This is a genomic window from Pseudomonas hamedanensis, from assembly GCF_014268595.2.
GTDB classification, from domain to species: Bacteria; Pseudomonadota; Gammaproteobacteria; order Pseudomonadales; family Pseudomonadaceae; genus Aquipseudomonas; species Aquipseudomonas hamedanensis.
Genome location: NZ_CP077091.1, coordinates 1,882,576 through 1,908,878 on the forward strand (window position 1 = coordinate 1,882,576; position 26,303 = coordinate 1,908,878).

Sequence of the window (26,303 nt, forward strand, 5' to 3'; positions counted from 1 at the left end):
GGCTCTTTCATTGCTTCAAGCGATCAACGCTCCAGCAGGATCCGCAGCATGCGGCGCAGCGGTTCGGCCGCGCCCCACAGCAGCTGGTCGCCAACGGTGAAGGCACCGACGAATTGCGAACCCATGTTCAGCTTGCGCAAACGACCGACCGGTACATTCAGGGTGCCGGTGACCTTGGTCGGGCTCAGCTCCTGCATGCTGATGTCGCGGTTGTTCGGCACCAGTTTGACCCACGGGTTGTGCTGGCTGATCAGCCCTTCGATATCGGCGATCGGTACGTCTTTGTTCAGCTTGATGGTCAGCGCCTGGCTGTGGCAACGCATGGCGCCGATGCGCACGCAGATGCCGTCGACCGGGATCGGGCTCTTGAAGCGACCGAGGATCTTGTTGGTCTCGGCCTGGGCCTTCCACTCTTCGCGGCTCTGGCCGTTCGGCAGTTCCTTGTCGATCCACGGGATCAGGCTGCCGGCCAGCGGCACACCGAAGTTCTCGGTCGGGTACGCGTCGCTGCGCATGGCCTCGGCTACACGACGGTCGATGTCGAGGATCGCGCTGGCCGGGTCGGCCAGTTGATCGGCGACAGCGGCGTGGGTCGCGCCCATCTGCTTGATCAGTTCACGCATGTTCTGCGCGCCGGCACCGGAGGCCGCCTGATAAGTCATGGCGCTCATCCACTCGACCAGACCGGCTTCGAACAGACCGCCCAGGCCCATCAGCATCAGGCTGACGGTGCAGTTGCCGCCGATGTAGTTCCTGGTGCCTGCATCGAGTTGCTGATCGATGACCTTGCGGTTGACCGGATCGAGAATGATCACCGCGTCATCGTTCATGCGCAGGCTCGACGCCGCGTCGATCCAGTAACCTTGCCAGCCGGCTTCGCGCAGTTTCGGGAACACTTCGCTGGTGTAGTCGCCGCCCTGGCAGGTCAGGATCACGTCGAGGGTCTTCAGCTCGTCAATGCTGTAAGCGTCCTTGAGCGGAGCAATGTCCTTGCCCACGGACGGGCCTTGGCCACCGACATTGGACGTGGTGAAAAACACCGGCTCGATAAGATCGAAATCCTGCTCTTCCAGCATCCGCTGCATGAGCACGGAACCGACCATCCCGCGCCAACCGATCAGACCTACACGTTTCATCGCAACTACACCTTCTTGAAAAGTGGGCCGCTGCTTTGTATTGAATTTCGCAGCGGGCCCGAGAGATTACAGATTCCGCAGCGCGGCGACTACTGCGTCGCCCATTTCCTGCGTACCGACTTTGGTGCAACCGGGCGAATAAATGTCGCCCGTGCGCAGCCCTTGATCGAGCACCACGCTGACGGCTTTTTCGATGGCATCGGCCGCGTCGTGCAGATTGAAGCTGTAACGCAGCATCATCGACACCGACAGGATCGTCGCCAACGGGTTGGCGATACCTTGGCCGGCGATGTCTGGCGCCGAACCGTGGCACGGCTCGTACATGCCCTTGTTGTTGGCATCCAGCGAAGCCGACGGCAGCATGCCGATGGAACCGGTGAGCATCGACGCTTCGTCGGACAGAATGTCGCCGAACAGGTTGTCGGTGACGATCACGTCGAACTGCTTCGGCGCGCGCACCAGTTGCATGGCGGCGTTGTCGACGTACATGTGGCTCAGTTCGACTTGCGGGTAATCCTTGGCGACCTGCTCGACCACTTCACGCCACAACTGGCTGGACGCCAGCACGTTGGCCTTGTCCACCGAGCAGAGCTTTTTGCCGCGGACCATGGCCATGTCGAAACCGACGCGGGCGATGCGACGGATCTCGCTCTCGCTGTACGGCAGAGTGTCGTAGGACTGACGCTCGCCGTTGTCCAGGGTACGGGTGCCACGCGGTGCGCCGAAGTAGATACCACCGGTCAGTTCACGCACGATGAGGATATCCAGACCGGCAACGATTTCCGCCTTCAGGCTCGATGCCTCAGCCAGTTGCGGGTACAGAATCGCCGGGCGCAGGTTGCCGAACAGGCCCAGTTGCGCACGGATCTTCAGCAGGCCGCGTTCAGGGCGGATGTCACGCTCGATGGTGTCCCATTTCGGACCGCCGACCGCGCCCAGCAGCACGGCATCGGCAGCGCGGGCACGATCGAGGGTTTCGTCGGCCAGCGGCACGCCGTGCTTGTCGATGGCGGCGCCACCGATCACGTCGTGGCTCAGTTCGAAGCCCAGGCTGTACTTGTCGTTGGCCAGCTCCAGCACCTTGACCGCTTCGGCCATGATTTCCGGGCCAATACCGTCACCTGGGAGAATCATAATCTGCTTGCTCATGCTTTCCTCATGTCTTCAGTCGGTGCGCCCATCACGACGCGCCCGGAAAAATGCTTATCGTTCGGCCATCAGTACCAGCACATCGGTGCTGAACGAACCATCGGCCGCAATCTCGAAATATTCGCGTACTTCATTGCCCATCGATTGCTGCAACTGGCGGATCGCCGCGCGCATCACCTCTGGGGTGCGCATGCGCTCGACCCAACTGCTGTATTCCAGATGCAGGCGTTGGCGCGAAGTGCTGCGCACATGCAGGCCCGCTTCGCTGACCTGGCGCAGCCATTCGGCGCCGGAGTAATTGCGCACATGACTGGTGTCACGCAGCACTTCGACGCTTTGCAGGTAAGTGTCGAGCAATGGACTGCCCGGTGACAACACGTCGACGAACGCCGCCACGCCGCCCGGTTTCAATACACGGCGCACTTCGCGCAGGGCCAGGCCGAGATCGCTCCAGTGATGCGCCGAATAACGGCTGAACACAAAATCGAACTCGCCGTCGGCGAACGGCAAGCGCTCCGCGGCGCCGTGGACCGTGACGATGTTATCCAGGCCGCGATCAACCGCAGCAGCGGCGACCACGTCGAGCATCTGCTGCGACAGGTCATACGCCACCACTTCCCTGACCAGCGACGCCACATGAAAACTCACATGACCGGCGCCGCAACCCAGGTCCAGTACCCGCGCCTCGCCCTGCCCGGCCAGCTCAGCCTGTAGCAGTGCGAGTTCGCGGCCTTGGGCGTGAACGGCGCTGCTCAGGTAAGCGGCGGCCTGTTCGCCGAATTGCTTCTGGACGACCTGGGTGTGCTGGGCGGTGCTGGTCATGGGTCACATCCTTTTCAATTTTTTGTTGCGTTGGAGGGCCTCATCGCGAGCAGGCTCACTCCTACAGGGGGAACGCATTTCAAATGTAGGCCTTCGCCTGCTCGCGATGGCGTCATTCGCCATAAGCAAATCAAGCGTCGCGAAACAACCACGGCTGACTAACCCGATGTTTGGCCTCGAACGTCGCAATCGCATCGCCGTCCTGCAAGGTCAGGCCGATATCGTCCAGACCGTTGAGCAGGCAATGCTTGCGAAACGCATCGATCTCGAAGCTGTACACCTTGCCATCCGGGCGGATCACGGTCTGCGCTTGCAGGTCGATCTGCAATTGATAACCCGGCTCGGCCTCAACCTGTTTAAACAGTTCATCAACTTCTGCGTCGCTGAGGATGATCGGCAGCAAGCCGTTCTTGAAACTGTTGTTGAAGAAGATGTCGGCATAGCTCGGCGCGATGATGCTGCGGAAACCGTACTCTTCCAGCGCCCACGGCGCGTGTTCACGGCTGGAGCCGCAGCCGAAGTTCTCGCGGGCCAGCAACACGCTGGCGCCTTGATAACGCTCGGCGTTGAGGACGAAATCCTTGTTCAGCGGACGTTTGGAGTTGTCCTGATACGGCTGGCCGACATCCAGGTATCGCCATTCATCGAACAGGTTCGGACCGAAACCGGTGCGCTTGATCGACTTCAAAAACTGCTTTGGAATGATCTGGTCGGTGTCGACGTTGGCACGATCCAGAGGCGCGACGAGACCAGTGTGCTGGGTAAAAGCTTTCATGCTGCGCTCCTTCAGATCAATTCACGAACGTCGATGAAACGACCGTTCACTGCGGCCGCCGCGGCCATGGCCGGGCTGACGAGGTGGGTACGGCCACCGGCACCCTGACGGCCTTCGAAGTTACGGTTGGACGTCGAGGCGCAATGCTCGCCGGACTCCAGGCGGTCCGGGTTCATCGCCAGACACATCGAGCACCCTGGCTCACGCCATTCGAAACCGGCTTCGAGGAAAATCTTGTCCAGACCTTCGGCTTCAGCCTGGGCCTTCACCAGGCCCGAGCCCGGCACGACGATGGCCTGCTTGATGGTCGCGGCAACCTTGCGGCCCTTGGCGATCACCGCAGCGGCGCGCAGATCTTCGATCCGCGAGTTGGTGCAAGAGCCGATAAACACGCGATCGAGCTGGATGTCGGTGATCGCCTGATTGGCGGTCAACCCCATGTATTTCAGGGCGCGGACGATCGAGTCGCGCTTGACCAGATCCATCTCCTTGGCCGGATCCGGCACGTTCTGATCAACGGCCAAGACCATCTCCGGGGAAGTGCCCCAACTGACTTGTGGCTTGATTTGCGCCGCGTCCAGCTCAACCACCGTGTCGAATTTGGCATCGGCGTCGGAGACCAGATCTTTCCAGGCTTCGACGGCCATGTCCCACTGCTCGCCTTTTGGCGCGAACGGGCGGCCCTTGACGTAGTCGATGGTCTTTTGGTCCGCCGCCACCAGGCCTACGCGGGCGCCGGCCTCAATGGACATGTTGCAGATGGTCATGCGGCCTTCGACGGACAAATCGCGAATCGCGCTGCCGGCAAATTCGATGGCGTGGCCGTTACCACCGGCGGTGCCGATCTTGCCGATCACCGCGAGGACGATGTCCTTGGCGGTCACGCCGAACGGCAATTGGCCTTCGACGCGCACCAGCATGTTTTTCATTTTCTTGGCGACCAGGCACTGGGTGGCGAGGACGTGTTCGACCTCGGAAGTGCCGATACCGTGGGCCAGCGCACCGAATGCGCCGTGGGTCGAGGTGTGCGAGTCGCCGCAGACCACGGTCATGCCTGGCAAGGTCGCGCCCTGCTCCGGGCTGATGACGTGGACGATGCCCTGGCGCACGTCGTTCATCTTGAACTCGACGATGCCGTACTCATCGCAGTTGTCATCGAGGGTCTGCACCTGCAAACGCGAAACCTGATCGGCAATGGCCTCGATGCCGCCCTTGCGCTCCGGCGTGGTCGGTACGTTGTGGTCCGGGGTCGCGATGTTGGCATCGATGCGCCAAGGCTTGCGCCCGGCCAGACGCAGGCCTTCGAAGGCCTGCGGCGAGGTCACTTCGTGGATGATGTGACGATCGATGTAGATCAGCGCAGAGCCATCGTCGCGCTGCTTGACCAAATGCGAATCCCAGAGCTTGTCGTAGAGCGTTTTGCCGGCCATCAGACGGTTCCTCATCAGCTTGTTTCTATGCCCTGGGCTTATCAATAACCCTTTGGCTTGTGAGGCCGATCCTATGGGGTTAGATTAAATAACTCAAATTCATATTTTTCATGCTTTGGATAACCAACTGGAATGCGACATGGACTTGGCTAACCTCAACGCTTTCATCGCCATCGCCGAGACCGGTAGCTTCTCCGGTGCCGGCGAACGCCTGCACCTGACGCAACCGGCGATCAGCAAACGCATCGCCGGTCTCGAGCAGCAATTGAAGGTGCGCCTGTTCGACCGGCTGGGCCGGGAAGTCGGCCTGACCGAGGCCGGTCGCGCCCTGCTACCGCGGGCTTATCAGATTCTGAATGTGCTGGACGACACGCGTCGTGCCCTGACCAATCTGACCGGCGAAGTCGGCGGCCGCCTGACGCTCGCCACCAGTCACCACATAGGCCTGCACCGCCTGCCCCCTCTATTAAGGGAATTCACCCGGCGTTATCCGAAAGTGGCGCTGGATATTCAGTTCCTCGATTCGGAAGTGGCCTACGAGGAAATTCTTCACGGCCGCGCCGAACTGGCGGTCATCACCCTCGCGCCCGAGCCACACGCGCTGGTGCATGCGATGCCGGTGTGGGACGACCCGCTGGATTTCGTGGTCGCCCCGGAACATTCCCTGATCAATAACGGCGCCGTCAGCCTGGCCGATATTGCCGGGCATCCGGCGGTGTTCCCCGGCGGCAACACCTTTACCCACCATATTGTGCAGCGTCTGTTCGAAGCCCAGGGCCTGACGCCGAACATCGCCATGAGCACCAACTACCTGGAAACCATCAAGATGATGGTCTCTATCGGCCTGGCCTGGAGCGTGCTGCCGCGCACCATGCTCGACGATCAGGTCGCAAGTATCGCTTTGCCGGGCATACAGCTCACTCGCCAGCTAGGCTATATCCTGCACACCGAACGGACGCTGTCGAATGCGGCAAAAGCCTTCATGGCCTTGCTGGATGCGCAAATCGATCGGCCAGGGACTCCGGGCTGACTTGTGCCACGCCGGGAAACCACCGTTTTTGTGCCTAACGCCCCACATCAGCTCAAGGCCCGTGATCAATGCCGAAATCTGTTGACCGAATTCCGCCGATGCCGCGCATCCAGGCCATCGACCCGCGTCATTCCGAGCAGAGCTGGGAGAGCGCGCCGCAATTGCTCGCCGCGCTCAATGGCGCCCGGCTCGGCGCCTGGTATTGGGACATCGAGCGCGGGCAGATCAGCTGGTCGCGCGGCACGCAGGCATTGTTCGGCTTCGATCCGCGGCAACCGTTGCCGCAGGATCTGGAATACCTCGACCTGCTGCCGCCGGAAGACCGTGCGAAGACCGTTCGCGCCTTTCACGCGGTGATTGCCGGCGCGCCGCTGGAACAAGCGATGCATCATCGCATTCGCTGGCCCGACGGCAGTCTGCACTGGCTGGAGGTCAGCGGCAGCCTGCTGCCGGACAAACACGGGCGCCCGCGGATGATCGGGGTGATTCGCGAGATCACCCAACAGCGTCAACGCGAGCAAGCCCTGAGCAGTTCGGAGAAACGTTTCGCGACACTTTTTCACCTGTGCCCGAATATGGTGCTGCTGACCCGTCAGGAAGACGGCCTGATCAGCGAGGCCAATCAGTATTTCGAAAGCCTGTTCGGCTGGCCAGTGCAAAGCGCGATTGGCCGCACCACGCTGGAACTGGGCCTGTGGGTGCACCCCGAGCAACGCGGTGAACTGGTGAAAAAAACCAAGGCCAAGGGCGATCTGGTCAGCATGGAAGTGCAGTTTCGTGCCAGCAACGGCCAGGTTCACGACGGCATCCTCAGCGCTCAGAAAGTCGAACTTGAAGGCCAGCCGTACCTGCTGAGCACGTTCCTCGACACTACCGAGCGCAAAGCCGCCGAACTCGCGCTCAAAGACAGCCAGGAACGCCTCGATCTGGCGCTGGACTCGGCACAACTCGGCACTTGGGACTGGCACATCCCCAGCGGCATGCTCTATGGCTCGGCGCGGGCGGCGCAATTGCACGGGCTGGAGCCGATTCCGTTTCACGAATCCTTCGAAGCGTTCTTCGAGGGCGTACCGGGCGAGGAACGCGACAGCATGCGCGATGCCTACCGCAGCCTGCGAGAAGGCCCGGCAGGCAATTACCAGCTGACGTATCGCGTGCAACTGCCGGACGGCAGCTCGCGTTATCTGGAAAGCCGCGCCCGCCTCTATCGCGATGACAAGGGCGCGCCGTTGCGCATGGCCGGCACGCTGCTGGACATCACCGATCAGGTCGAGCGCGAACAGCGCCTGGTGGCCTCGGAAGAAAAATTCGCCACGCTGTTTCAGGTCAGCCCCGATCCGATCTGCGTCACGCGCCAGGAAACCGGCGAGTTCATCGAGATCAATTCCAGTTTTACCCAGACCTTCGGCTGGAGCGCCGCCGACGTCATCGGCCATACCGCCGAGGAAATCGGCCTGTGGGACGCTTCTGCAAAAAGTCTGCAACGCATCGAGCGGGTGATCCGCGAGCAAGGCCTGAGCAATGTCGCGATCATCGTCCAGCACAAGGACGGACAGTCGCTGACCTGCGTCATTTCCAGCCGACAGATCAGCGTCGGGGATCTGCCCTGCATCGTTACCACCCTGCGCGACATCACCCAGCAGCAACGCTCGGAAGCCGCGCTCAAGGCCAGCGAAGAGAAATTCGCCAAGGCCTTTCACTCCAGCCCCGACGCAATCACCATCACCGAACGCGACACTGGCCGCTACCTGGAGGTCAACGACGGGTTCTGCCGCCTCACCGGTTATCGCGCCGATGAAGTGCTGGGCAAAACCGTCTATCAGGTCGGCATCTGGGCCGAAGAAAAACAGCGCTCGGCCTTGCTCGCCGAATTGCAGATCAAGGGCCGCGTGCACCATCAGGAAATGCTCGGACGCAACAAGCGTGGCGAACGGCTGACGGTGGAGGTCTCGGTCGAGCCGATCACGCTCAATGAAACCGCGTGCCTGTTGCTGACGGCACGGGACGTCAGCCTGCTGAAAAACGCCGAAGCGCAGATTCGCCACCTCGCCTATCACGACCCGTTGACCAACCTGCCCAACCGCGCGCTGCTGATGGATCGCCTGAGCCAGCAGATTGCCTTGCTCAAGCGCCACAATTTGCGCGGGGCCTTGCTGTTCCTCGACCTCGACCATTTCAAGCACATCAACGACTCGCTCGGCCACCCGGTGGGCGACACGGTGCTGAAGATCATCACCGCGCGACTCGAAGCCAGCGTGCGCATGGAAGACACCGTGGCGCGCCTGGGCGGTGACGAATTCGTCGTTTTGCTCAGTGGCCTGGAGGGCTCGCGCCATGAAGTCAGCACGCAGGTCCGTGCGCTGGCCGACACCCTGCGCGAGCTGCTCTCAGAGCCGATGTTCCTCGACGGCCAGCGCCTGCAAGTGACGCCAAGCATCGGCGTGGCGCTGATCCCCGACCACGGCTCAACCCCGACTGACTTGCTCAAGCGCGCCGACATTGCCCTGTACCGGGCCAAGGATTCCGGGCGCAACACCACGCAGATGTATCACAACACCATGCAGAAAGCGGCCAGCGAAAGGCTGCGCATGGAGACCGATCTGCGCCTGGCGTTGTCGCGCGGTGAATTCAATGTGCACTTCCAGCCGCAGGTCGACGCTCGGGATAACCGCATCATCGGCGCCGAAGCACTGGTGCGCTGGAACCACCCGGAACTCGGCGCACAGTCGCCCACGGAATTCATCAAGGTGCTGGAGGACAGCGGCCTGATTCTGGAGGTCGGCACGTGGATTCTCGATGAAGCCTGCGAGGCGTTCAAACAGCTGATCACGCTGCAATTGGTCGATCCATTGAATTTCAGTCTGTGCGTGAATATCAGCCCGCGGCAGTTCCGCCAGAACGATTTCGTCGAGCGTATCGAACACAGCATGAGCAGCCACGGCCTGCCCTGCTCGCTGCTGAAACTGGAGATCACCGAAGGCATCGTCATTCAGAATCTGGACGACACCATCGGCAAAATGCGCCGCTTGAAGAAACTCGGCGTCAGCTTCGCCATGGATGATTTCGGCACCGGCTATTCGTCGTTGACTTATCTGAAGCGCTTACCGGTGGACACGTTGAAAATCGACCAGTCGTTTATTCGCGACGCGACCACCGACTCCAATGTTGCGGAGATCATTCGCGCAATCGTCGCGATGGCCCGCAGCCTTGAGCTAGAGGTGATTGCCGAGGGCGTGGAAACCCCGGAGCAGTTGGCGTTCTTGCAGGGGCTGGACTGCCATTTGTATCAGGGCTATTTGCATAGCCGGCCGGTGGCGCTGGAGGACTTAAAGACGTTGCTCAAATAACGACCACAAAAAAGGGCGCCATTACTGGCGCCCTTCTTCTTGCCCGGCGTTATTGCAGAACCGCCTGCTGCGCTCCATTGATCGGGATGCGCTTGGCTTTCGCTTCTTCCGGAACCACTCGCAACAGGTCGATGCTCAGCAGACCGTTGCGCAGGTCGGCGGCCTTGATCTCGATGTGATCGGCCAGACGGAAAGACAGCTTGAAGGCTCGCTGCGCGATGCCCTGATGCAGGAACGTGACGTTCTCGTCAGTGTCACGCTTGCCACCACTGATGGTCAGCACACCTTTCTCGACTTGCAGGTCCAGGTCATCTTCCTGGAAGCCGGCGGCCGCGACGACGATACGGTATTGGTCATCACCGTGTTTCTCGACGTTGTAAGGAGGATAGCTGCTGCCTGGCTCGTTGCGCAGGGCGGTTTCGAACAGGTCGTTGAAACGGTCGAAACCTACCGAGGAACGGAACAGTGGCGCGAGAGAAAATGCAGTACTCATGATTCAAATCTCCTGAAAACAATCAGCAAGGTTTTGTGTCTCCGCGACCCGAATTCGGCATCGCGTAACCCTTAGATAGGGACCGCTGTTTTGATTTCAAGAGATTTTTTTCAGATTTCTCAGGCGGCGTCGACGAGCGGCAATCCAAGTAAACGCGAGACGTGATCAGGCTCGGTTTCGCGGCGCAGAACACTGAAAAGCTCGGTGGCTTCGGGATAATTGCGCGTCAGCATGGCCAGCCATTGCTTGAGGCGACCGGGCGATTGACGCGCGGTCATCTGCGCTTTGGCCTGCAACCAGAAATCCTGAATCAAAGGCATCAGTTCGGCCCAGGTCATCTCGACGACCTCTTCTCCGGCGCGAGCAGCAGCGATCTGGCGGGCCAGATCGGGGCGCGAGACCAGGCCACGACCGAGCATGATGTCTTCCACGCCGCTGATCTCGCGGCAACGACGCCAGTCCTCGACACTCCAGATATCGCCGTTGGCGAACACCGGCACCTTGACCACGTCCTGCACACGCGGGATCCACTCCCAATGAGCGGGTGGTTTGTAGCCGTCCACTTTGGTCCGCGCATGGACCACGATGTGCTCGGCGCCACCTTCGGCCAGGGCCGTGGCGCAGACCAGCGAGCCGTCCGGACTGTCGAAACCCAAGCGCATTTTCGCGGTGACAGGTATGTGCGCAGGCACGGCGCGACGGACGTGCTCGACGATCTGGTTGAGCAGCTCCGGCTCTTTGAGCAGCACCGCACCGCCGCGGGACTTGTTGACGGTCTTGGCCGGGCAGCCGAAATTCAGGTCGATGACTTCCGAGCCCAGTTCGCAGGCCAGCGCAGCGTTTTCCGCCAGACACACCGGATCGGACCCCAGCAATTGCACGCGCAATGGCACACCGGACGCGGTGCGGGCGCCATTGAGCAGCTCCGGGCCGAACTTGTGGAAATACGCCGGTGTGAGTAACTGATCGTTGACCCGAATAAATTCGGTCACGCACCAGTCAATGCCGCCAACGCGGGTCAGCACGTCGCGAAGGATGTCGTCGACCAACCCTTCCATGGGCGCCAGAGCAATTTGCATGGGAAAACACTACTTGAAGAAAAACGTGCGGCAGTTTACTGGATATCGCAGTAACCCGCAGATCCCTTGTAGGAGTGAGCCTGCTCGCGATCGCGGTGTATCTGCCACATATGCAACGACTGACACACCGCGATCGCGAGCAGGCTCACTCCTACCATTTAAATTTGAGCTGTATCCGGGAGCTGTATCGCCGGACCATAGCCTTCGATGAACTCCGCCGGCATACGCTTGGGCTTGCCGGTCGAGAGTTCGATGCAGACGAAAGTGGTCTGGGCACGCAGCAGCGTGGCGTTGTCGCTCGGACGCTTGAGCTGGAAATGCCGGGTCATTTTCAGGCGCTGATCCCAGTCGACGATCCAGGTCGCCAATTGCAGCTCGTCGCCTTCGTAGGCCGCGGCCAGATAATCGATTTCATGACGCACCACGGCCATCGCCCGATCCAGTCGCCGATACTCGACCAGATCCAGCCCCAAACGCTGCGAATGGCGCCACGCGCAGCGTTCAAGCCAGGTCACGTAGACCGCGTTGTTCGCATGGCCCAGCCCGTCGATATCCTCGGCGCCCACTTGCAGATCAATGGTAAACGGCGTTGCCCGATCCCAGCCCATGCCCCACTCCCGGTCATTTGATTCAACCGGGGCAGTGTAACGGAGCTCACGCCGATTGGCGCGCCTGAAGGCTGCGACCGGCCAGCAGTGATAACACGCCATCAATCACTCGCGGGTCGGCAAGTACGCGCTGATGACCGCCGCCCTCGAGGCGCAGCAAGCGGCTGTCGAACCAGGCTTCATGAATCAATTGCGACTCCTTGACCGAGACGAAATTGTCGTCCTCGGCATGGACAATCAGGCCGGGCATGTCGAGCTGATAATGCGCGACATCCAATGTGGCCGCGCGCATTCCGACATCCTGCTCGACCTGTCGAATGAAGGCGGAACGGGCTCTGGGCGGCATGCCGACGTGACGGGCGAAACCGCGCAGCACGCCAAGGATTCGCGACGGCGCGGCGATACTGACGAGGGTTTCGGTGCGCAGGCCCAACTGCACGGCGAGCATCGCGCTGGCACCGCCCATGGAGTGGCCGATGACGGCTTGCAGGGGTGGCAATTCGGCAGCCGCTTCGAGCATGGCGCGGGCGAACAGCACCACATTGGCTTCTCGCCCGGGCGAACGACCGTGAGCCGGGCCATCGAGCGCGACGACGGTATAGCCGGCGTCGACCAGAGCGTTGATCAGCGAAGCGAATTGCGTCGGCCGCCCTTCCCAGCCGTGCATCAGCAACACCGTGGGGCCTTGACCCCAGCGCAGCGCCGACAGGCCAAAACGCAAAGTGATGCGCTCGGAACTGGCCAGCAATGGCAGCTCCCAGTCACGCAGCGGCAGCGCACGCGGCGTCATGAACGCCAGACGCATTTTGCTTGCTACCAGTTTCGGTGCAAACCAGCCCAAGGTGCCGTTAACGCCACGAATCCACTTCAACGTGTTCATCGCTCTCTCCTCAGGCGTGCTGCCTTCAGGTCAACGCACCGCCGACTTGGCGGCGCGCAGCAATCGATCGGATAACTCGCCCGGGCCCAACGCTCTTGCCAGCGCCAGACCACCTACCATCAGCGCGACATCGGCCAGCGCCTTGTCGGTGTCTTCAGGACTGGCCGCCAGTTGCGCCACCATCAACTCCATATGCTCGTTCAGCGCCAGACGGAACGACTCCGGCAAACGCCCCAGCTCACCGATCGAAGCCGGAATCGGGCAAGCCGCCTCGCTGGAGTCTCGGTGTTTGCGCGACAGGTAGAAGGCAGCGACCAGGGCGCGACGCTCTTCACCGGTCAGATCGGCATCCATGTCGGCAATCAGGTCGCGGCGCCGGCCCAGCAGTTGTTTGAACGCTTCGAGCATCATCGCGTCCTTGCTTTCGAAGTGCGCATAAAAGCCTCCCACCGTGAGGCCGGCTGCGCCCATCACTTCGCCCACGCTCGGGTCTGCCGGGCCACGCTGGATCAGGGCGGCGCTGGCAGCCTTGAGGATGCGTTCGCGGGTTTGAGCTTTTTTATCGTTCATCGTTGCCTCCGAATATTACGACTAGAATATTATTCGCATAATAATATTCCGCAAGTCAAGAATATGACCGCTGGTCTGAAGCACAGTGTAAGGAGAAAGGAGAATTGGCCAAACGCCAGACAAACAAAAGGGCCATTCAATAATTGAATGACCCTTATAAATCCCGCAGAGCGGGTAATCGTGGCGTCCCCTAGGGGACTCGAACCCCTGTTACCGCCGTGAAAGGGCGGTGTCCTAGGCCACTAGACGAAGGGGACACAAACCCTTCTATACAACTGATCAGTGCTGAGAGCTGATCGATTCAAGGCCGGTGTGGCCAGACCTTGAACTGTAAAATTGGTGGAGCTAAGCGGGATCGAACCGCTGACCTCCTGCATGCCATGCAGGCGCTCTCCCAGCTGAGCTATAGCCCCGGATTTTTCGCCTCGCGGCGGAGTGAAGTCTTGCAACATCACTTCTGTAAAACTGGCGTCCCCTAGGGGACTCGAACCCCTGTTACCGCCGTGAAAGGGCGGTGTCCTAGGCCACTAGACGAAGGGGACGCAAACCCTTCTATACAACTGATCAACGCTGAGTGTTGATCGCTTCAAGGCCGGTGTGGCCAGGCCTTGAAGTGTAAATTGGTGGAGCTAGACGGGATCGAACCGTCGACCTCTTGCATGCCATGCAAGCGCTCTCCCAGCTGAGCTATAGCCCCTCATCGTTGATGTCATCGCTGAGGACGGGGCGAATCTTAAGGGCGTATCGAAAGCCTGTCAAACTTATTTTTGAAAAATTTCAAAGTTTTTTGTCGGGATTACAATCACTTACCGCCCTCCCCCGTAAATTCGGGAGAAACGCCGAACGCAGGATCAAAAGATCGCAGCCTTCGGCAGCCCCTACAGAGACACAAAAGCCATCAGGCGATAGCGCCCAAGAGTTTTTCCCATTCCTTGTTTTCTTTCTTCGACACGCCGCCCAGCAGGTCAATCGCCTGACGCAAGCGGAAACGGGTGAGATCCGGGCCGAGGATTTCCATCGCGTCGAGCACCGACACCGAGCTTGCCTGGCCGGTGATCGCGGCGAACATCAGCGGCATCGCATCGCGCAGTTTCAGCTCCAGGGATTCGACCACCGCCTGAATCGTCGCGGTGATGCTGTCCTTTTCCCACTGACGCAGGCTTTCCAGCTTCCACAGGATCAACTGCATCAACTGACGAACCTGATCGCCCGAGAGCTTTTTCGATTCAAACAGCTTGGCGTCCGGGTTGACGCCACCGGCAAAGAAGAACCCGGCCAACGGCGCGATCTGGCTGAACGTCTCGACGCGGCCCTGTACGTGCGGGGCGATTTTCATCATGTAGTCGGCATTGAATGCCCATTTCTGCACGCGTGCGGCAAACTCTTCGACCGGCAGATCGCGCAGCCACTGGCCGTTGAGCCACGACAGCTTCTCGATGTCGAAAATCGGCCCGCCGAGGGAGACACGCTTGAGGTCGAAGTTGTCGACCATTTCCTGCAGCGAGAACTTCTCACGCTCGTCCGGCATCGACCAGCCCATGCGCCCCAGGTAGTTGAGCATCGCTTCGGGCATGAAACCCATACGCTCGTAAAACGTCACCGAGGTCGGGTTCTTGCGCTTGGACAGCTTGCTCTTGTCCGGGTTACGCAGCAGAGGCATGTAGCACAGCTCCGGCTGTTCCCAGCCGAAGTATTCGTACAAAAGAATCAGTTTCGGCGCCGATGGCAGCCATTCTTCGCCGCGCAGGACATGGGTGATGCCCATCAGGTGGTCGTCGACCACGTTGGCGAGGAAGTACGTCGGCAGGCCGTCGGTCTTCATCAGCACTTGCATGTCCATGCGATCCCACGGGATCTCGACATCGCCACGCAGCATGTCCGGCACCACGCAAACGCCCTCGCTTGGCACTTTCATGCGGATCACGTGGGGTTCGCCGGCAGCCAGACGGGCAGCGACTTCTTCCTTCGACAGCAGCAGCGCGCGGCCGTCGTAGCGCGGGGTTTCGCCGCGAGCCATTTGCTCGGCGCGCATCTGATCGAGTTCTTCAGCAGTGCAGAAGCAGGGGAACGCGTGGCCCATGTCGACCAGTTGCTGGCAGTATTTCTGGTAGATGTCGCCGCGTTCGCTCTGCCGGTACGGGCCGTGCGGGCCGCCGACGTCCGGGCCTTCGCTCCAGTCGATGCCAAGCCAGCGCAAGGCGTCGAAGATCTGCTGTTCGGACTCGCGGGTCGAACGCAACTGGTCGGTGTCTTCGATGCGCAGGATGAACTCACCGCCATGCTGCTTGGCAAAGCAGTAGTTGAACAATGCGATGTAAGCGGTACCTACGTGGGGGTCCCCGGTAGGCGATGGCGCGATGCGAGTGCGGACGGTGGTCATGGCATGTCTCGAAAAAATGAAGAGCAGAACAATCAAGCGGCGAATGGTAACAGGCGAGACCTGCCCGGCTCCAGCGGGCAGGGTATTTAGCTTAAGCCCTGGAATGTTGTTCAGCCCATGATCGTTCCCATGCTCTGCGTGGGAATGCATCCTGTGACGCTCTGCGTCACGCATGCGATGGGACGCGGAGCGTCCCGGGCGCATTCCCACGCAGAGCGTGGGAACGATCCTTTTTACACCGTGAGCAATCGTTCGCGCAGTTTGGCAATCTCATCACGCATTTGCGCCGCTGCCTCAAATTCCAGATCGCGCGCCAGCTGATACATTTTTTCTTCCAGAGCACGAATACGTTTGGCGATTTCGCTCGGCGAACGCAGCTCGGCTTCGTACTTGGCGTTTTCTTCGGCAGCCTTGGCCATGCCTTTACGCTTCTTGCTGCGCGACCCCGGCACGGTGGCGCCTTCCATGATATCGGCGACGTCCTTGAACACGCCTTTCGGGGTGATGCCGTGTTCGAGGTTAAAGGCGATTTGCTTCTCGCGACGGCGCTCGGTCTCGCCAATCGCGCGCTCCATCGAGCCGGTCATGCGATCGGCATACAGAATCGCCCGACCATTGAGGTTACGCGCGGCACGGCCGATGGTCTGAATCAATGAACGCTCGGAACGCAGAAACCCTTCTTTATCGGCATCGAGAATCGCCACCAGCGACACTTCCGGCATGTCCAGGCCTTCACGCAGCAAGTTGATCCCCACCAGTACGTCGAACGTGCCGAGGCGCAGATCGCGGATGATCTCGACGCGCTCGACCGTGTCGATGTCCGAGTGCAGATAACGTACGCGCACGCCGTGGTCGGCGAGATAATCGGTGAGGTCTTCGGCCATGCGCTTGGTCAGCGTGGTCACCAGCACGCGCTCTTCGATCGCCACCCGCTTGGTGATTTCCGAGAGCAAATCGTCGACCTGAGTCAGCGCTGGCCGCACCTCGATCTGCGGGTCGACCAGCCCGGTCGGCCGCACCACTTGCTCGACCACGCGCCCGGCGTGTTCAGCTTCATAGTTGCCCGGCGTCGCCGAGACGAAAATGGTCTGTGGGCTGACCCCTTCCCACTCGTCGAAACGCATGGGCCGGTTGTCCAGCGCCGACGGCAAGCGGAAGCCGTATTCGACCAGCGTCTCCTTGCGCGACCGGTCGCCCTTATACATGGCGCCAACCTGCGGCACGCTGACGTGGGATTCGTCGATGACCAGCAAGGCGTCCGCCGGCAGGTAATCGTAAAGGGTTGGCGGCGCAGCGCCGGACGGGCGCCCGGACAGATAACGCGAGTAGTTTTCGATGCCATTGCAGTAGCCCAGTTCGAGGATCATCTCCAGATCGAAACGGGTGCGTTGCTCCAGGCGCTGGGCCTCCACTAGTTTATTGTTGCTGCGCAGGTATTCGAGACGCTCCTGCAACTCGACCTTGATCCCTTCGATGGCGTCGAGCAGGGTTTCCCGCGGCGTCACATAGTGGCTCTTCGGATAGAAGGTGAAGCGCGGCATTTTGCGGATGACTTCGCCGGTCAGCGGGTCAAACGCGGAAATGCTCTCTACCTCGTCATCGAACAACTCGATGCGGATCGCTTCGAGGTCGGATTCCGCCGGGTAGATGTCGATCACATCGCCACGTACGCGGAAGGTCGCACGGGCAAAGTCCATGTCGTTACGGGTGTATTGCAGGTCAGCCAGCCGGCGCAACAGCGCACGCTGATCGAGCTTGTCGCCGCGATCGACGTGCAACACCATCTTCAAATAGGTTTCCGGACTGCCCAGACCGTAGATGCACGACACCGTGGTGACGATGATCGCGTCTTTACGCTCCAGCAACGCCTTGGTCGCGGACAGACGCATCTGCTCGATGTGGTCGTTGATCGACGCATCCTTCTCGATGAAGGTGTCGGATGACGGCACATAAGCTTCGGGCTGGTAATAGTCGTAATAGGAAACGAAGTATTCGACGGCGTTGTTGGGGAAGAATGCCTTGAACTCGCCGTACAACTGCGCGGCGAGAGTCTTGTTCGGCGCCAACACCAGCGTCGGACGCTGTACCTGCGAGATGACGTTGGCGATGCTGAAGGTCTTGCCCGAACCGGTCACACCAAGCAGCGTCTGGTGCGCCAGCCCGGCTTCAATGCCTTCGACCAACTGGCGAATGGCTTCCGGCTGATCGCCGGCGGGATCGAAGCGGGTGACTAGCTGGAATTCCGACATACACACCTCTGGAATCGCGGCGTTCCGCCTCAGACGGAGCACCACGAGGACGACCGCAAACGACCGATGTCGCGCAAGAAAAAACCTGGATTGTGCTTAATGTGGTGGCGATTGCCCGGCCTTTCAAGGCAAACGTCCTACATCCGGTAAAGACTCTGACAAAGACAATCGACTAACGGTCAAGAAATAATCGGAAAAACTTACCGTAAAAGCCGATTCGCCTGTCGCCATTGCGCCGTGATGGCCTCTATACTAGCTCCCCGTTTGTGCACCGCTCTAGTGCATTCGGCTGGAGCGCGACACGTCCCTCCACTCTCCATTCAGAGCCGCCGTAATAATGAGCCTGTTCTCCGCTGTCGAAATGGCACCCCGCGATCCAATCCTGGGCCTCAACGAAGCATTCAACGCCGATACCCGGACCACCAAGGTCAATCTGGGCGTGGGTGTTTACTGCAACGAAGAGGGGCGAATTCCACTGCTGCGCGCGGTGATCGAAGCTGAGGCGATTCGCGTCGCTCAACACGCTTCGCGCGGCTACCTGCCGATCGACGGCATCGCCGCCTACGATCAGGCCGTGCAAAAGCTGCTGTTTGGCAACGACTCGCCGCTGATCAGCGCCGGTCGGGTCATCACCACTCAGGCAGTCGGCGGGACCGGCGCACTGAAAATCGGTGCCGACTTCCTCAAGCAGCTGCTGCCCGACGCCGTGGTCGCGATCAGTGACCCGAGCTGGGAAAACCATCGCGCACTGTTCGAAACCGCTGGTTTCCCGGTGCAGAACTACCGCTACTACGACGCGGCCACCCACGACGTCAACCGTGCCGGCATGCTCGACGACCTCAACGCCCTGCCGAACGGCTCGGTCGTTGTTCTGCACGCTTGCTGCCACAACCCGACTGGCGTCGACCTGACCCCGGCGGACTGGAACAAGGTGCTGGAAGTGGTCAAGACCAAAGGTCACGTGCCGTTCCTCGACATGGCTTATCAGGGCTTTGGCGACGGCATCGACGAAGACGCTGCGGCCGTGCGCCTGTTCGCGGAATCCGGCCTGACTTTCTTCGTCTCGAGTTCGTTCTCCAAATCGTTCTCGCTGTACGGCGAGCGTGTGGGCGCGCTGTCGATCATCAGCGAGTCGAAAGAAGAAAGCGCACGCGTGCTGTCGCAGGTCAAACGCGTGATCCGCACCAACTACTCCAACCCGCCGACCCACGGCGCCAGCATCGTTGCCGCCGTGCTGAACAGCCCGGAACTGCGCGCACAGTGGGAAGCGGAACTGGCCGAGATGCGCCTGCGCATTCGTGGCATGCGCACGCAGATGGTCGATCTGCTGGCGGAGAAAGCGCCGGGCCGCGACTTCAGCTTCGTCGGTCGCCAGCGTGGCATGTTCTCCTACTCCGGCCTGACCACTGAACAGGTGCATCGCCTGCGCAACGAGTTCGGCATCTATGCCCTGGACACCGGCCGCATCTGCGTGGCGGCGCTGAACCAGAGCAACATCAAGGCCGTGACGGATGCGATTGTTCAGGTCATCTGATTTCGCGGCGTGATGAAAAACGGGAAGCCCGCAAGGCTTCCCGTTTTTATTTGCCAGAAAACATATTGCACTCCTCTAAACTGCACACAGATTTCATTGTGGGAGCGGGCTTGCTCGCGAATGCGGTCTGTCAGCCAACCCATTTTTGGCTGACAGACCGCTTTCGCGAGCAAGCCCGCTCCCACAATTGGTTTTGTGTACGCCCGAGATTCTTGAAGAGAACCCACATGAAAAACGACAACCTGCGTGCCGACCGTGACGAACTGGATGATTTCATTCCCCGTGTGTCGGCCAAACGGGAAAAAAGCCTGGTCCTGCAAATCGCCACCGGGGTTTTCCTCGGCGGCCTGGCCCTGTGGCTGGTGCAACTGGTGGCCACGGCCGCTTACGCCAGGCTGATGCTCGGCACGATTACCTTTGGCGGTTAAGCCAACTCGGTCGCGCGCTGACTCGCGGCATCGTCATAGGCGACATACAGCGATTCGGCAATCTGGCTCTTGATGGCTTTGGTGCTCTCAAGACCGAGCACGAAACCTTCGGCCTTGCCGCCGGCGCGGTTCAATTCTTCGGCGGTGCTTGCCTGAGTGATCGCGTCGAAGAGTTTTTCGGCGTGTGGGCCGACGCCTTTTGGCAGGCTGATCTGCGTGATGCTCATACGGATACCTCGGTGTTACAAATGAACTGACTCATGGCGCGTACCTTTTCGGCGAATGGCCGGCAGCGCGTGTGACCACTTCCGGGTGGCCATGGTAGACCTCCGGTGCCGCTCTGGTAAGCGCCAATCGCTGACAAAACGCCGTCCGTCCCGACGAATCGCAAAAGGTGTTATTCGGAGCTTGACTTCTCTTTTTGAATCAGTAACATACGCACCAATTCCGCAATAGCTCAGTTGGTAGAGCAAATGACTGTTAATCATTGGGTCCCTGGTTCGAGTCCAGGTTGTGGAGCCAAATAGCAAAGCCCCTGAATTGAAAGATTCAGGGGCTTTTTTGTGGGCGCTCCAAAAGATCAAAACATCGACAATAAAAAGGGCCGATCAGTACTTAACAGATCGGCCCTTTTTTCAGACGCCGCGGTCAGACATGTTCGCTGCTTTTCGCCTGCGCTTTCGGTGCGCCATGCCCATGATCGTGCTCCGAATCCACCTCGATCACCGGCACTTCCTTGCCGTCGCAGTCATGCAGCTTGCCGTCGCTGAAGTAGTCGCCTTCACGCAGCGCAGCCAGATCGCGATAACGCAGGGTTCGCTCTTCCGCCGCGGCAAACACAGACTGCTGATCCGAGTTGCCAGCGGTAAAGTGGTTGAACGCCAGGTTGAGCAGGATCGCCATGATCGCCGACGAGCTGATGCCGGAGTGGAAAATCGTCGCGAACCAGCTCGGGAACTGGTCGTAGAAGTTCGGCGCAGCAATCGGAATCATGCCGAAACCGATCGACGTGGCGACGATGATCAGGTTGACGTTATTGCGGTAGTCAACCTTCGACAGCGTACGAATGCCGCTTGCTGCTACGGTACCGAACAACACGATACCGGCGCCGCCGAGAACCGACGTCGGCACAGCAGCAATCACCCTTCCCATGAATGGCAACAGGCCAAGGACCACCAGAAACAGACCGCCGGTGGCGACCACGAAACGGCTCTTGATCCCGGTCACCGCCACCAGCCCGACGTTCTGGGCGAAAGCGCTCTGGGTGAAGGAACCGAAGATCGGCGCAAACATGCTCGACAACATGTCGGCGCGCAGGCCATTGCCCAGACGTTTTGAATCAACCTTGGTTTCGATGATTTCGCCGACCGCCAGAATGTCCGCCGAGGTTTCCACCAGCGTCACCATGACCACAATGCACATCGACAGAATCGCGGCGAAGTGGAAGGTGGGCATGCCGAAGTGGAACGGCGTCGGGAAGCCGAACATGGGACCTGTGGTGACGCTGGAGAAATCCGCCATGCCGAGGAACACCGCCAGCACCGTGCCGATCACCATCGCCAACAGGATCGACAAGCGCGAAATGGTTGCACTGCCGACCTTGCTCAGCAGCAACACCAGCACCAGCGTGACCGCCGCCAGACCGATGTTCTGCATGCTGCCAAAATCCGGCGCATGGCTGTTACCGCCCATGGCCCAGCGGGCGGCCACCGGCATCAACGTCAGGCCGATGGTGGTGATGACAATGCCAGTGACCAACGGCGGAAAGAACTTGGTGATGCGTGAGAATACCGGCGTGATCAGCAAGCCGATCAACGAAGCGGCAATCACCGCGCCCAGCACCGACTGGAAGCCGCCCTCCCCGCCACTGCTGACGATCGCGACCATGGTCGCCACGCCGGAGAACGACACGCCCTGTACCAGCGGCAACTGACAACCAAAAAACGGCAGGCCCAGGGTTTGCAGCAGCGTCGCCAGCCCCCCCGCAAACAATGAAGCAGCTATCAACAAGCCGATGTCCGCCGGCGACAAACCGGCCGCCTGGCCAATGATCAGTGGCACCGCAACGATACCGCCGTACATCGTCAGAACATGTTGCAGGCCGTAAGCCATATTCGCGCCGACCCCGAGATTTTCATCCTCGGGCCGTTGGTGTGAAACATGGGGCGTTTTCATGGTGGGGGGTTCCCTGGTTTTTGTTATGCGCACACTGTATTCAATACTCGGGACAAATGTCCATAGAGTTGTATACAACTTATCGGTCACATAATGGTTAGCTAGCCACCCAACTTTCCAGGCTGCGGTTTGCGCCCGCACAAATCCGGCAACACATCCCCGACTGCGCCAGCGCACCCGCCCACTAGGCTGAAGTGTTCACGGCGACCGACGGCGCGGTCTCGCCCTTCTCTATACATATAAAGTATGCATAATGAAGTCATTCGAAATTCAGTACGACAAAAGCAAGAACGCAGCCAACAAACTCAAGCACAAAGGCATCAGCCTCGCCGAAGCCGAACCGGTCTTCTACGACGAACGCGCGATCACCCTTGAGGACAGCGACCATGACGAACAACGCTGGATCACCGTTGGCCTCGATGGCAAAGGACGCTTGCTGGTCGTTGCATACAGCTATCGCGCAGCCAATGTGGTTCGAATCATTTCTGCACGTGCCGCCAGTCCGAGCGAACGGCGCGCGTATTTTCCGGAGGCTTGACCGATGAACGATGAATATGACTTTTCCCAGGGCAAACGCGGTGCCGTGGCGTCCAGCAAAGGTAAAACGCGCATTACCATCATGCTTGACGATGCGGTGATCGAGGCGGCGCGCGCAGTCGCCGAAAACGAAGGTTTTGGCTATCAGACAGTGATCAACAACACGCTGCGCCATGCCCTGCTGGAGAACCCTCGCCAGCAGACCAACGCGGAGAATGGCGAGGTGTCCGGGCAGTTTAAAAAAGGCATAACGGCCGCTGACCTCAAGAGCCTCGAGAGAAAACTGTCGGCGGCCATCGGCGAAATCCGCCGCGTGCTGGAACCAGACGTGAAGCCCTAGGCAGACACTGGCGCGATCACCTGCGCCAGCGATTGCCGCATTGACGGCGAATCAACCACCTGCAGGCCAAACTCGCGCGCCAGCAATTCAATCAACTCATCGACCTGCGTCACGTCGCGCCGCTCACTCTCATCACCGATGCGATGAAGGGCGAAGCTGCCGTTGTTCAGCGTCTTGCGCCAGCCCTCCCCGGTGCGCGCGACCATCAATCGCTGGGCAAACGGTGAGTCAGGGTGCGTCGAGACGTACCAGTTGCCGACGGTGTAATCGATGTCTTCCTGGCGTTGCAGGTCGAACAGATACATCGGCCGCCACTCGCCCGCGACGTTGGCATGCAACATATAGCCGTCGGCCTGTTTTTCGATGCGATAAGGTTCGTGAGGGGTGGGTTGCACGGCTTCGGTGTCGAGCATCAGCGGTGCGGTCGGCACCATGCCGCCGAAGCCGACGTCAGTGATATAGCGAACACCGTCGAGGGTGACCAGGCTCAAGCGGTGAGTCCGCGCCGTCCAGCTGCCTTCAGGCTGATTCATCACCACGCGCCCGCTGATCGCGCGAACGTCGAAGCCCAGTTCAAGCAACAGGGTGAAAAACAGCTTGTTGAGCTCGTAGCAGTAACCGCCGCGACCACCCAGCAGGATTTTTTCTTCAATTGACGGCAAATCGATCAACACCGGCGCGCCAGTGACCGTGGCCAGGTTTTCGAAAACAAACACAGCGGTGTGGCGCAACTGTAACTGGCGCAGGGTAGCCAGCGTCGGCGGTGGAGGCGCATCAAAACCCAGGCGTTGCAGGTACAGCTTCAGATGGGTCAGGCGTGGCTCGCTCATTGCTCGGTCCTTATGCAGGGGCGTTGATAGACACCCTGTATACGGATCAAGCGGGGTTTTCGACAATTGATTTCGCCAATCAACCGCTCAGCGTTTTTTACGCGAGCCGATACGAATCCACGTCGGCGCATGATCACTGGCGTGCGGTTCGTTGCGCACCCAGGCATCGACTCCCGCCTCGTGCAAATACGGACTCAGCGCCGGGTTCAGCAAAAGATGGTCGATGCGCAGGCCGGAGTTGGTTTGCCAGTGCTGGCGGAAATAATCCCAGAAGGTGTAGAGGCGTTCCTCGGGATACAAATGCCGCAGGGAATCGGTCCAGCCTTGATCCAGCAGACGTTGGTAGCACTCGCGGCTTTGCGGTTGCAGCAAGGCGTCCTTGAGCCAGGAACGGGTATTGTAAATGTCCATGTCAGTGGGCACGACGTTGTAGTCACCGGCCAGCACCACCGGGTGATCGCTGCTTTGCAGGTCTTTCGCGTAGCTGATCAAACGATCGAACCAGGCCAGTTTGTACTCGAATTTCGGCCCCGGCTGCGGATTGCCATTGGGCAGGTACAGGCAACCGACCAGCACCCCGTGCACCGCCGCTTCGATATAGCGGCTCTGGGCGTCGTCTGGATCGCCGGGCAGCCCGCGCCGGCTCTCCAGCGGTTGTGCATCCCGCGCCAGAATCGCCACACCGTTCCACGACGCCTGGCCTTGCCAGATCGCGCCGTAACCGGCCGCTTCCAGCTCGGCTGCAGGAAACGCGCTGTCCACCGATTTCAGTTCTTGCAGGCAGGCGATGTCCGGTTGCTCACGCTCCAGCCACGCCAGCAGATTCGGCAGCCGCGCGCGCAGGCCGTTGACGTTGAACGTGGCAATGCGCAGGTTTTTCATCGTTCGCCGCTCCTGTCAGGGGGATTGCACTTGTGACCCCCGAACCGTTGCGCAGGTTGCATTCAATCAGCACGCTCAGCCCTCAGGCGCGATTGCGCAGCCACTGCAAAAAACCTCTTTTCGGCGCAACGGCTGGCGCTTCTTCGGTGAGCGATTGCGCCTTGTGCAGACGAAAATCGAGCAACGCCTGCATGGCATCGTGGATGTCATGGCGGGCATCCAGGCACGGCTTCATGTATGACTTTTCGATGCGATACAAGGTGCAAAACGTCTTCGCCGTAAAGTCGGCAGGCAGCGCCGTGTCGCTGAGAATCCCCGCCTCCCCGATCACTTCGCCCGGCCCCATGCGCCCGGACTCCAGCGCTGTGCCGTGCCGCTTCAACGTCACCGAGACCACGCCGGACTCGATAATGAACAAATGATCGCTGACCTCCCCGCCCGCCAGAAGGGTCTCGCCGGCGCGGAACGTCTGCAAAGTCATGTTCTGGCTGAAGGTGTCTTTTTCTTCCTCACGCAGCGTGGAAAAAATAGGCGAACTGTCGAGCAATGCCCGTGGCCGCGAGAGCGTGGACGCAGTGCTGGTTTCATTGCTCGACAGCAGATTGACCCCGGACGCCTGCAAGTGGCGGTAAGCCAGATCGAACAACTGATTGCGCACTGCGCGCTTCTCGCCCATCGAGGCGACGAAACCACTGATCTCGTATTCCGCGCCGCTGCTGCCAGAGCTTTTCAGCGCGACACTCGGCGCCGGACTGTCGAGCAACTGGCGGCAGCCCTGCATCGCCCGCTCCAGCGCCTCGATCACCGAGCTGGGCCGCGCATGCGGGCTGACTTGCACGCCGACCGCGACGCCAAACATGTTGCTCGGCCGACTGAAGTTGATGATCTTGGCCTTGGCCGCCAGCGAATTGGGAATCACCGCCATGCTGCCCTGACTGGTTTGCAGACGTGTGGCGCGCCAATCGATATCGGTGACCCGGCCTTCGGTGCCGTCGATGGAAATCCAGTCATCGAGCTGATAGGGCTTGGTGGTGTTGAGAACGATGCCGGAAAACACATCGCTCAAGGTGCTCTGCAAGGCCAGGCCGACAATGATCGCCAGCGCGCCCGACGTCGCCAGCACGCCTTTGACCGGCAGGTCCAGCACATAGGCCAGCGCGGCGATGATCGCGATGAGGAAAATCACGGCGCCAAGCAAATCCTGCAACAGCCGTCCGGTGTGGCCGACCCGCTGCATCATCACCGCGCCGATCAACACCGTCAGGGTCCGCGCGCCGAACAGCCACCAGCCGATCTGCAACGCCGTCGCCGCCAGGTGCAGCGGCACGTTGTTGGCCCACGGTGCCGGCTCCATCGGATTCAGGCCTTCGTTGAACAGGACAATGCTGAACAGGGTAAAAATCAGCACCCGCACCAACAGCTTCCACTCGCTGCCTCGGGAACTGATCAGACGCCAGAATCCAAGGTCGAGGAGGATCAGGACAAATGCGCAAAACAGCGGATGTTCGGTCAGCAAAGACAACATCAAACCACTCCGACGAAGGCCAATCGCGAGAAGATCGCACAGATTGAGCCAGTGTAGGAGCAATTGATTTCAGCGGATGAACACCCGCACAAAAACACTGCAAA

General features: G+C 60.1%; 23 protein-coding genes and 5 tRNA genes. 7 read left to right on the top strand and 21 right to left on the bottom strand.

The features are described from left to right. Positions 1-23: 23 nt before the first annotated feature. The 5 genes from asd to leuC form a co-directional block, all read right to left on the bottom strand. On the bottom strand, positions 24-1,136 hold the full coding sequence (gene asd / locus HU739_RS08115) for an aspartate-semialdehyde dehydrogenase (RefSeq protein ID WP_186552358.1): 1,113 nt from the start codon (positions 1,134-1,136) through the stop codon (positions 24-26). Positions 1,137-1,202: 66 nt separating this feature from the next. Next, on the bottom strand, positions 1,203-2,285 hold the full coding sequence (leuB, locus tag HU739_RS08120; RefSeq protein ID WP_186552357.1) for a 3-isopropylmalate dehydrogenase: 1,083 nt from the start codon (positions 2,283-2,285) through the stop codon (positions 1,203-1,205). A gap of 54 nt (positions 2,286-2,339) precedes the next feature. Beyond that, on the bottom strand, positions 2,340-3,107 hold the full coding sequence (locus tag HU739_RS08125) for a class I SAM-dependent methyltransferase (protein ID WP_186552356.1): 768 nt from the start codon (positions 3,105-3,107) through the stop codon (positions 2,340-2,342). A gap of 130 nt (positions 3,108-3,237) precedes the next feature. Next, a complete protein-coding gene (leuD, locus tag HU739_RS08130) occupies positions 3,238-3,882 on the bottom strand; it encodes a 3-isopropylmalate dehydratase small subunit (RefSeq protein ID WP_186552355.1) in 645 nt (214 codons plus the stop codon). A gap of 11 nt (positions 3,883-3,893) precedes the next feature. Further along, on the bottom strand, positions 3,894-5,312 hold the full coding sequence (leuC, locus tag HU739_RS08135) for a 3-isopropylmalate dehydratase large subunit (RefSeq protein WP_186552354.1): 1,419 nt from the start codon (positions 5,310-5,312) through the stop codon (positions 3,894-3,896). Between the two features lie 139 nt (positions 5,313-5,451). Here leuC and HU739_RS08140 point away from each other — a divergent pair, with 139 nt between their 5' ends. Both HU739_RS08140 and HU739_RS08145 read left to right on the top strand, forming a co-directional pair. Next, positions 5,452-6,342: a LysR family transcriptional regulator gene (locus HU739_RS08140; RefSeq protein ID WP_186552353.1), complete on the top strand. Its 891-nt coding sequence runs from the start codon at positions 5,452-5,454 to the stop codon at positions 6,340-6,342. A gap of 68 nt (positions 6,343-6,410) precedes the next feature. Further along, on the top strand, positions 6,411-9,689 hold the full coding sequence (locus tag HU739_RS08145) for a sensor domain-containing protein (RefSeq protein ID WP_186552352.1): 3,279 nt from the start codon (positions 6,411-6,413) through the stop codon (positions 9,687-9,689). Positions 9,690-9,738: 49 nt separating this feature from the next. Here HU739_RS08145 and HU739_RS08150 read toward each other — a convergent pair whose 3' ends face one another. The 11 genes from HU739_RS08150 to uvrB form a co-directional block, all read right to left on the bottom strand. Then, positions 9,739-10,182, bottom strand: a complete 444-nt coding sequence (locus HU739_RS08150) for an Hsp20 family protein (RefSeq protein WP_186552351.1) — start codon at positions 10,180-10,182, stop codon at positions 9,739-9,741. Positions 10,183-10,301: 119 nt separating this feature from the next. Next, positions 10,302-11,261 carry a tRNA dihydrouridine synthase gene (locus HU739_RS08155; RefSeq protein ID WP_186552350.1) on the bottom strand — a complete coding sequence of 320 codons (960 nt, stop codon included), beginning with the start codon at positions 11,259-11,261 and terminating at the stop codon, positions 10,302-10,304. Between the two features lie 158 nt (positions 11,262-11,419). Further along, positions 11,420-11,869, bottom strand: coding sequence for an acyl-CoA thioesterase (locus HU739_RS08160; protein WP_186552349.1), 450 nt, complete (start codon positions 11,867-11,869; stop codon positions 11,420-11,422). A 46-nt stretch (positions 11,870-11,915) separates the two neighbouring features. After that, a complete protein-coding gene (locus HU739_RS08165; protein ID WP_186552348.1) occupies positions 11,916-12,749 on the bottom strand; it encodes an alpha/beta fold hydrolase in 834 nt (277 codons plus the stop codon). 30 nt (positions 12,750-12,779) lie between these two features. Next, positions 12,780-13,319 carry a TetR/AcrR family transcriptional regulator gene (locus HU739_RS08170; protein WP_186552347.1) on the bottom strand — a complete coding sequence of 180 codons (540 nt, stop codon included), beginning with the start codon at positions 13,317-13,319 and terminating at the stop codon, positions 12,780-12,782. A 181-nt stretch (positions 13,320-13,500) separates the two neighbouring features. Further along, positions 13,501-13,576: transfer RNA gene (locus HU739_RS08175), tRNA-Glu, on the bottom strand. Positions 13,577-13,656: 80 nt separating this feature from the next. After that, a tRNA-Ala gene (locus HU739_RS08180) sits at positions 13,657-13,732 on the bottom strand. Between the two features lie 53 nt (positions 13,733-13,785). Beyond that, a tRNA-Glu gene (locus HU739_RS08185) sits at positions 13,786-13,861 on the bottom strand. Between the two features lie 79 nt (positions 13,862-13,940). Then, positions 13,941-14,016 (bottom strand) — tRNA-Ala (locus HU739_RS08190). 201 nt (positions 14,017-14,217) lie between these two features. Then, on the bottom strand, positions 14,218-15,699 hold the full coding sequence (gltX, locus tag HU739_RS08195) for a glutamate--tRNA ligase (protein WP_186552478.1): 1,482 nt from the start codon (positions 15,697-15,699) through the stop codon (positions 14,218-14,220). A gap of 233 nt (positions 15,700-15,932) precedes the next feature. Beyond that, positions 15,933-17,948, bottom strand: coding sequence for an excinuclease ABC subunit UvrB (gene uvrB, locus HU739_RS08200; RefSeq protein ID WP_186552477.1), 2,016 nt, complete (start codon positions 17,946-17,948; stop codon positions 15,933-15,935). 337 nt (positions 17,949-18,285) lie between these two features. On the opposite strand from uvrB, the gene HU739_RS08205 reads away from it, so the two are divergent. Both HU739_RS08205 and HU739_RS08210 read left to right on the top strand, forming a co-directional pair. Continuing rightward, positions 18,286-19,482, top strand: coding sequence for an amino acid aminotransferase (locus HU739_RS08205; protein ID WP_186552476.1), 1,197 nt, complete (start codon positions 18,286-18,288; stop codon positions 19,480-19,482). Positions 19,483-19,709: 227 nt separating this feature from the next. Then, positions 19,710-19,910 carry a hypothetical protein gene (locus HU739_RS08210; RefSeq protein ID WP_186552475.1) on the top strand — a complete coding sequence of 67 codons (201 nt, stop codon included), beginning with the start codon at positions 19,710-19,712 and terminating at the stop codon, positions 19,908-19,910. On the opposite strand, the gene HU739_RS08215 is transcribed toward HU739_RS08210, so the two are convergent. Then, on the bottom strand, positions 19,907-20,137 hold the full coding sequence (locus HU739_RS08215; RefSeq protein WP_103304846.1) for a hypothetical protein: 231 nt from the start codon (positions 20,135-20,137) through the stop codon (positions 19,907-19,909). The two genes, HU739_RS08210 and HU739_RS08215, sit on opposite strands and share 4 nt — an antisense overlap. Positions 20,138-20,356: 219 nt before the next feature. On the opposite strand from HU739_RS08215, the gene HU739_RS08220 reads away from it, so the two are divergent. Then, positions 20,357-20,432: transfer RNA gene (locus HU739_RS08220), tRNA-Asn, on the top strand. A gap of 126 nt (positions 20,433-20,558) precedes the next feature. Here the strand turns inward: HU739_RS08220 and HU739_RS08225 are convergent. Continuing rightward, on the bottom strand, positions 20,559-22,085 hold the full coding sequence (locus HU739_RS08225; RefSeq protein WP_186552474.1) for a nucleobase:cation symporter-2 family protein: 1,527 nt from the start codon (positions 22,083-22,085) through the stop codon (positions 20,559-20,561). A gap of 253 nt (positions 22,086-22,338) precedes the next feature. Between HU739_RS08225 and HU739_RS08230 the strand changes: the two genes are divergently transcribed. Both HU739_RS08230 and HU739_RS08235 read left to right on the top strand, forming a co-directional pair. Then, on the top strand, positions 22,339-22,623 hold the full coding sequence (locus HU739_RS08230; RefSeq protein WP_186552473.1) for a BrnT family toxin: 285 nt from the start codon (positions 22,339-22,341) through the stop codon (positions 22,621-22,623). 3 nt (positions 22,624-22,626) lie between these two features. Then, positions 22,627-22,962 (top strand): BrnA antitoxin family protein, encoded by a 336-nt coding sequence (locus tag HU739_RS08235; RefSeq protein ID WP_186552472.1) that lies wholly within the window; start codon positions 22,627-22,629, stop codon positions 22,960-22,962. Here HU739_RS08235 and HU739_RS08240 read toward each other — a convergent pair. The 3 genes from HU739_RS08240 to HU739_RS08250 form a co-directional block, all read right to left on the bottom strand. After that, a complete protein-coding gene (locus HU739_RS08240) occupies positions 22,959-23,792 on the bottom strand; it encodes an arylamine N-acetyltransferase family protein (protein WP_186552471.1) in 834 nt (277 codons plus the stop codon). The two genes, HU739_RS08235 and HU739_RS08240, sit on opposite strands and share 4 nt — an antisense overlap. A gap of 87 nt (positions 23,793-23,879) precedes the next feature. Then, the gene (gene xth, locus HU739_RS08245; RefSeq protein ID WP_186552470.1) at positions 23,880-24,674 is read right to left on the bottom strand and encodes an exodeoxyribonuclease III; all 795 of its coding nucleotides are present in this window, start codon (positions 24,672-24,674) and stop codon (positions 23,880-23,882) included. A gap of 82 nt (positions 24,675-24,756) precedes the next feature. After that, complete coding sequence (locus HU739_RS08250) at positions 24,757-26,199, bottom strand: mechanosensitive ion channel family protein (protein ID WP_186552469.1); 1,443 nt, start codon at positions 26,197-26,199, stop codon at positions 24,757-24,759. Positions 26,200-26,303 lie beyond the last annotated feature (104 nt).

Excerpts from the sequence above, each read along its gene's own strand:
- HU739_RS08145 (WP_186552352.1), top strand. The coding sequence starts at position 6,411 with ATGCCGAAATCTGTTGACCGAATTCCGCCGATGCCGCGCATCCAGGCC.
- leuD (WP_186552355.1), bottom strand. The coding sequence starts at position 3,882 with ATGAAAGCTTTTACCCAGCACACTGGTCTCGTCGCGCCTCTGGATCGT.
- HU739_RS08140 (WP_186552353.1), top strand. The coding sequence starts at position 5,452 with ATGGACTTGGCTAACCTCAACGCTTTCATCGCCATCGCCGAGACCGGT.
- asd (WP_186552358.1), bottom strand. The coding sequence starts at position 1,136 with ATGAAACGTGTAGGTCTGATCGGTTGGCGCGGGATGGTCGGTTCCGTG.
- HU739_RS08205 (WP_186552476.1), top strand. The coding sequence starts at position 18,286 with ATGAGCCTGTTCTCCGCTGTCGAAATGGCACCCCGCGATCCAATCCTG.
- uvrB (WP_186552477.1), bottom strand. The coding sequence starts at position 17,948 with ATGTCGGAATTCCAGCTAGTCACCCGCTTCGATCCCGCCGGCGATCAG.
- HU739_RS08210 (WP_186552475.1), top strand. The coding sequence starts at position 19,710 with ATGAAAAACGACAACCTGCGTGCCGACCGTGACGAACTGGATGATTTC.
- leuB (WP_186552357.1), bottom strand. The coding sequence starts at position 2,285 with ATGAGCAAGCAGATTATGATTCTCCCAGGTGACGGTATTGGCCCGGAA.
- gltX (WP_186552478.1), bottom strand. The coding sequence starts at position 15,699 with ATGACCACCGTCCGCACTCGCATCGCGCCATCGCCTACCGGGGACCCC.
- HU739_RS08160 (WP_186552349.1), bottom strand. The coding sequence starts at position 11,869 with ATGGGCTGGGATCGGGCAACGCCGTTTACCATTGATCTGCAAGTGGGC.
- xth (WP_186552470.1), bottom strand. The coding sequence starts at position 24,674 with ATGAAAAACCTGCGCATTGCCACGTTCAACGTCAACGGCCTGCGCGCG.
- leuC (WP_186552354.1), bottom strand. The coding sequence starts at position 5,312 with ATGGCCGGCAAAACGCTCTACGACAAGCTCTGGGATTCGCATTTGGTC.
- HU739_RS08225 (WP_186552474.1), bottom strand. The coding sequence starts at position 22,085 with ATGAAAACGCCCCATGTTTCACACCAACGGCCCGAGGATGAAAATCTC.
- HU739_RS08230 (WP_186552473.1), top strand. The coding sequence starts at position 22,339 with ATGAAGTCATTCGAAATTCAGTACGACAAAAGCAAGAACGCAGCCAAC.
- HU739_RS08235 (WP_186552472.1), top strand. The coding sequence starts at position 22,627 with ATGAACGATGAATATGACTTTTCCCAGGGCAAACGCGGTGCCGTGGCG.
- HU739_RS08155 (WP_186552350.1), bottom strand. The coding sequence starts at position 11,261 with ATGCAAATTGCTCTGGCGCCCATGGAAGGGTTGGTCGACGACATCCTT.
- HU739_RS08240 (WP_186552471.1), bottom strand. The coding sequence starts at position 23,792 with ATGAGCGAGCCACGCCTGACCCATCTGAAGCTGTACCTGCAACGCCTG.
- HU739_RS08215 (WP_103304846.1), bottom strand. The coding sequence starts at position 20,137 with ATGAGCATCACGCAGATCAGCCTGCCAAAAGGCGTCGGCCCACACGCC.
- HU739_RS08125 (WP_186552356.1), bottom strand. The coding sequence starts at position 3,107 with ATGACCAGCACCGCCCAGCACACCCAGGTCGTCCAGAAGCAATTCGGC.
- HU739_RS08165 (WP_186552348.1), bottom strand. The coding sequence starts at position 12,749 with ATGAACACGTTGAAGTGGATTCGTGGCGTTAACGGCACCTTGGGCTGG.
- HU739_RS08170 (WP_186552347.1), bottom strand. The coding sequence starts at position 13,319 with ATGAACGATAAAAAAGCTCAAACCCGCGAACGCATCCTCAAGGCTGCC.
- HU739_RS08150 (WP_186552351.1), bottom strand. The coding sequence starts at position 10,182 with ATGAGTACTGCATTTTCTCTCGCGCCACTGTTCCGTTCCTCGGTAGGT.
- HU739_RS08250 (WP_186552469.1), bottom strand. The coding sequence starts at position 26,199 with ATGTTGTCTTTGCTGACCGAACATCCGCTGTTTTGCGCATTTGTCCTG.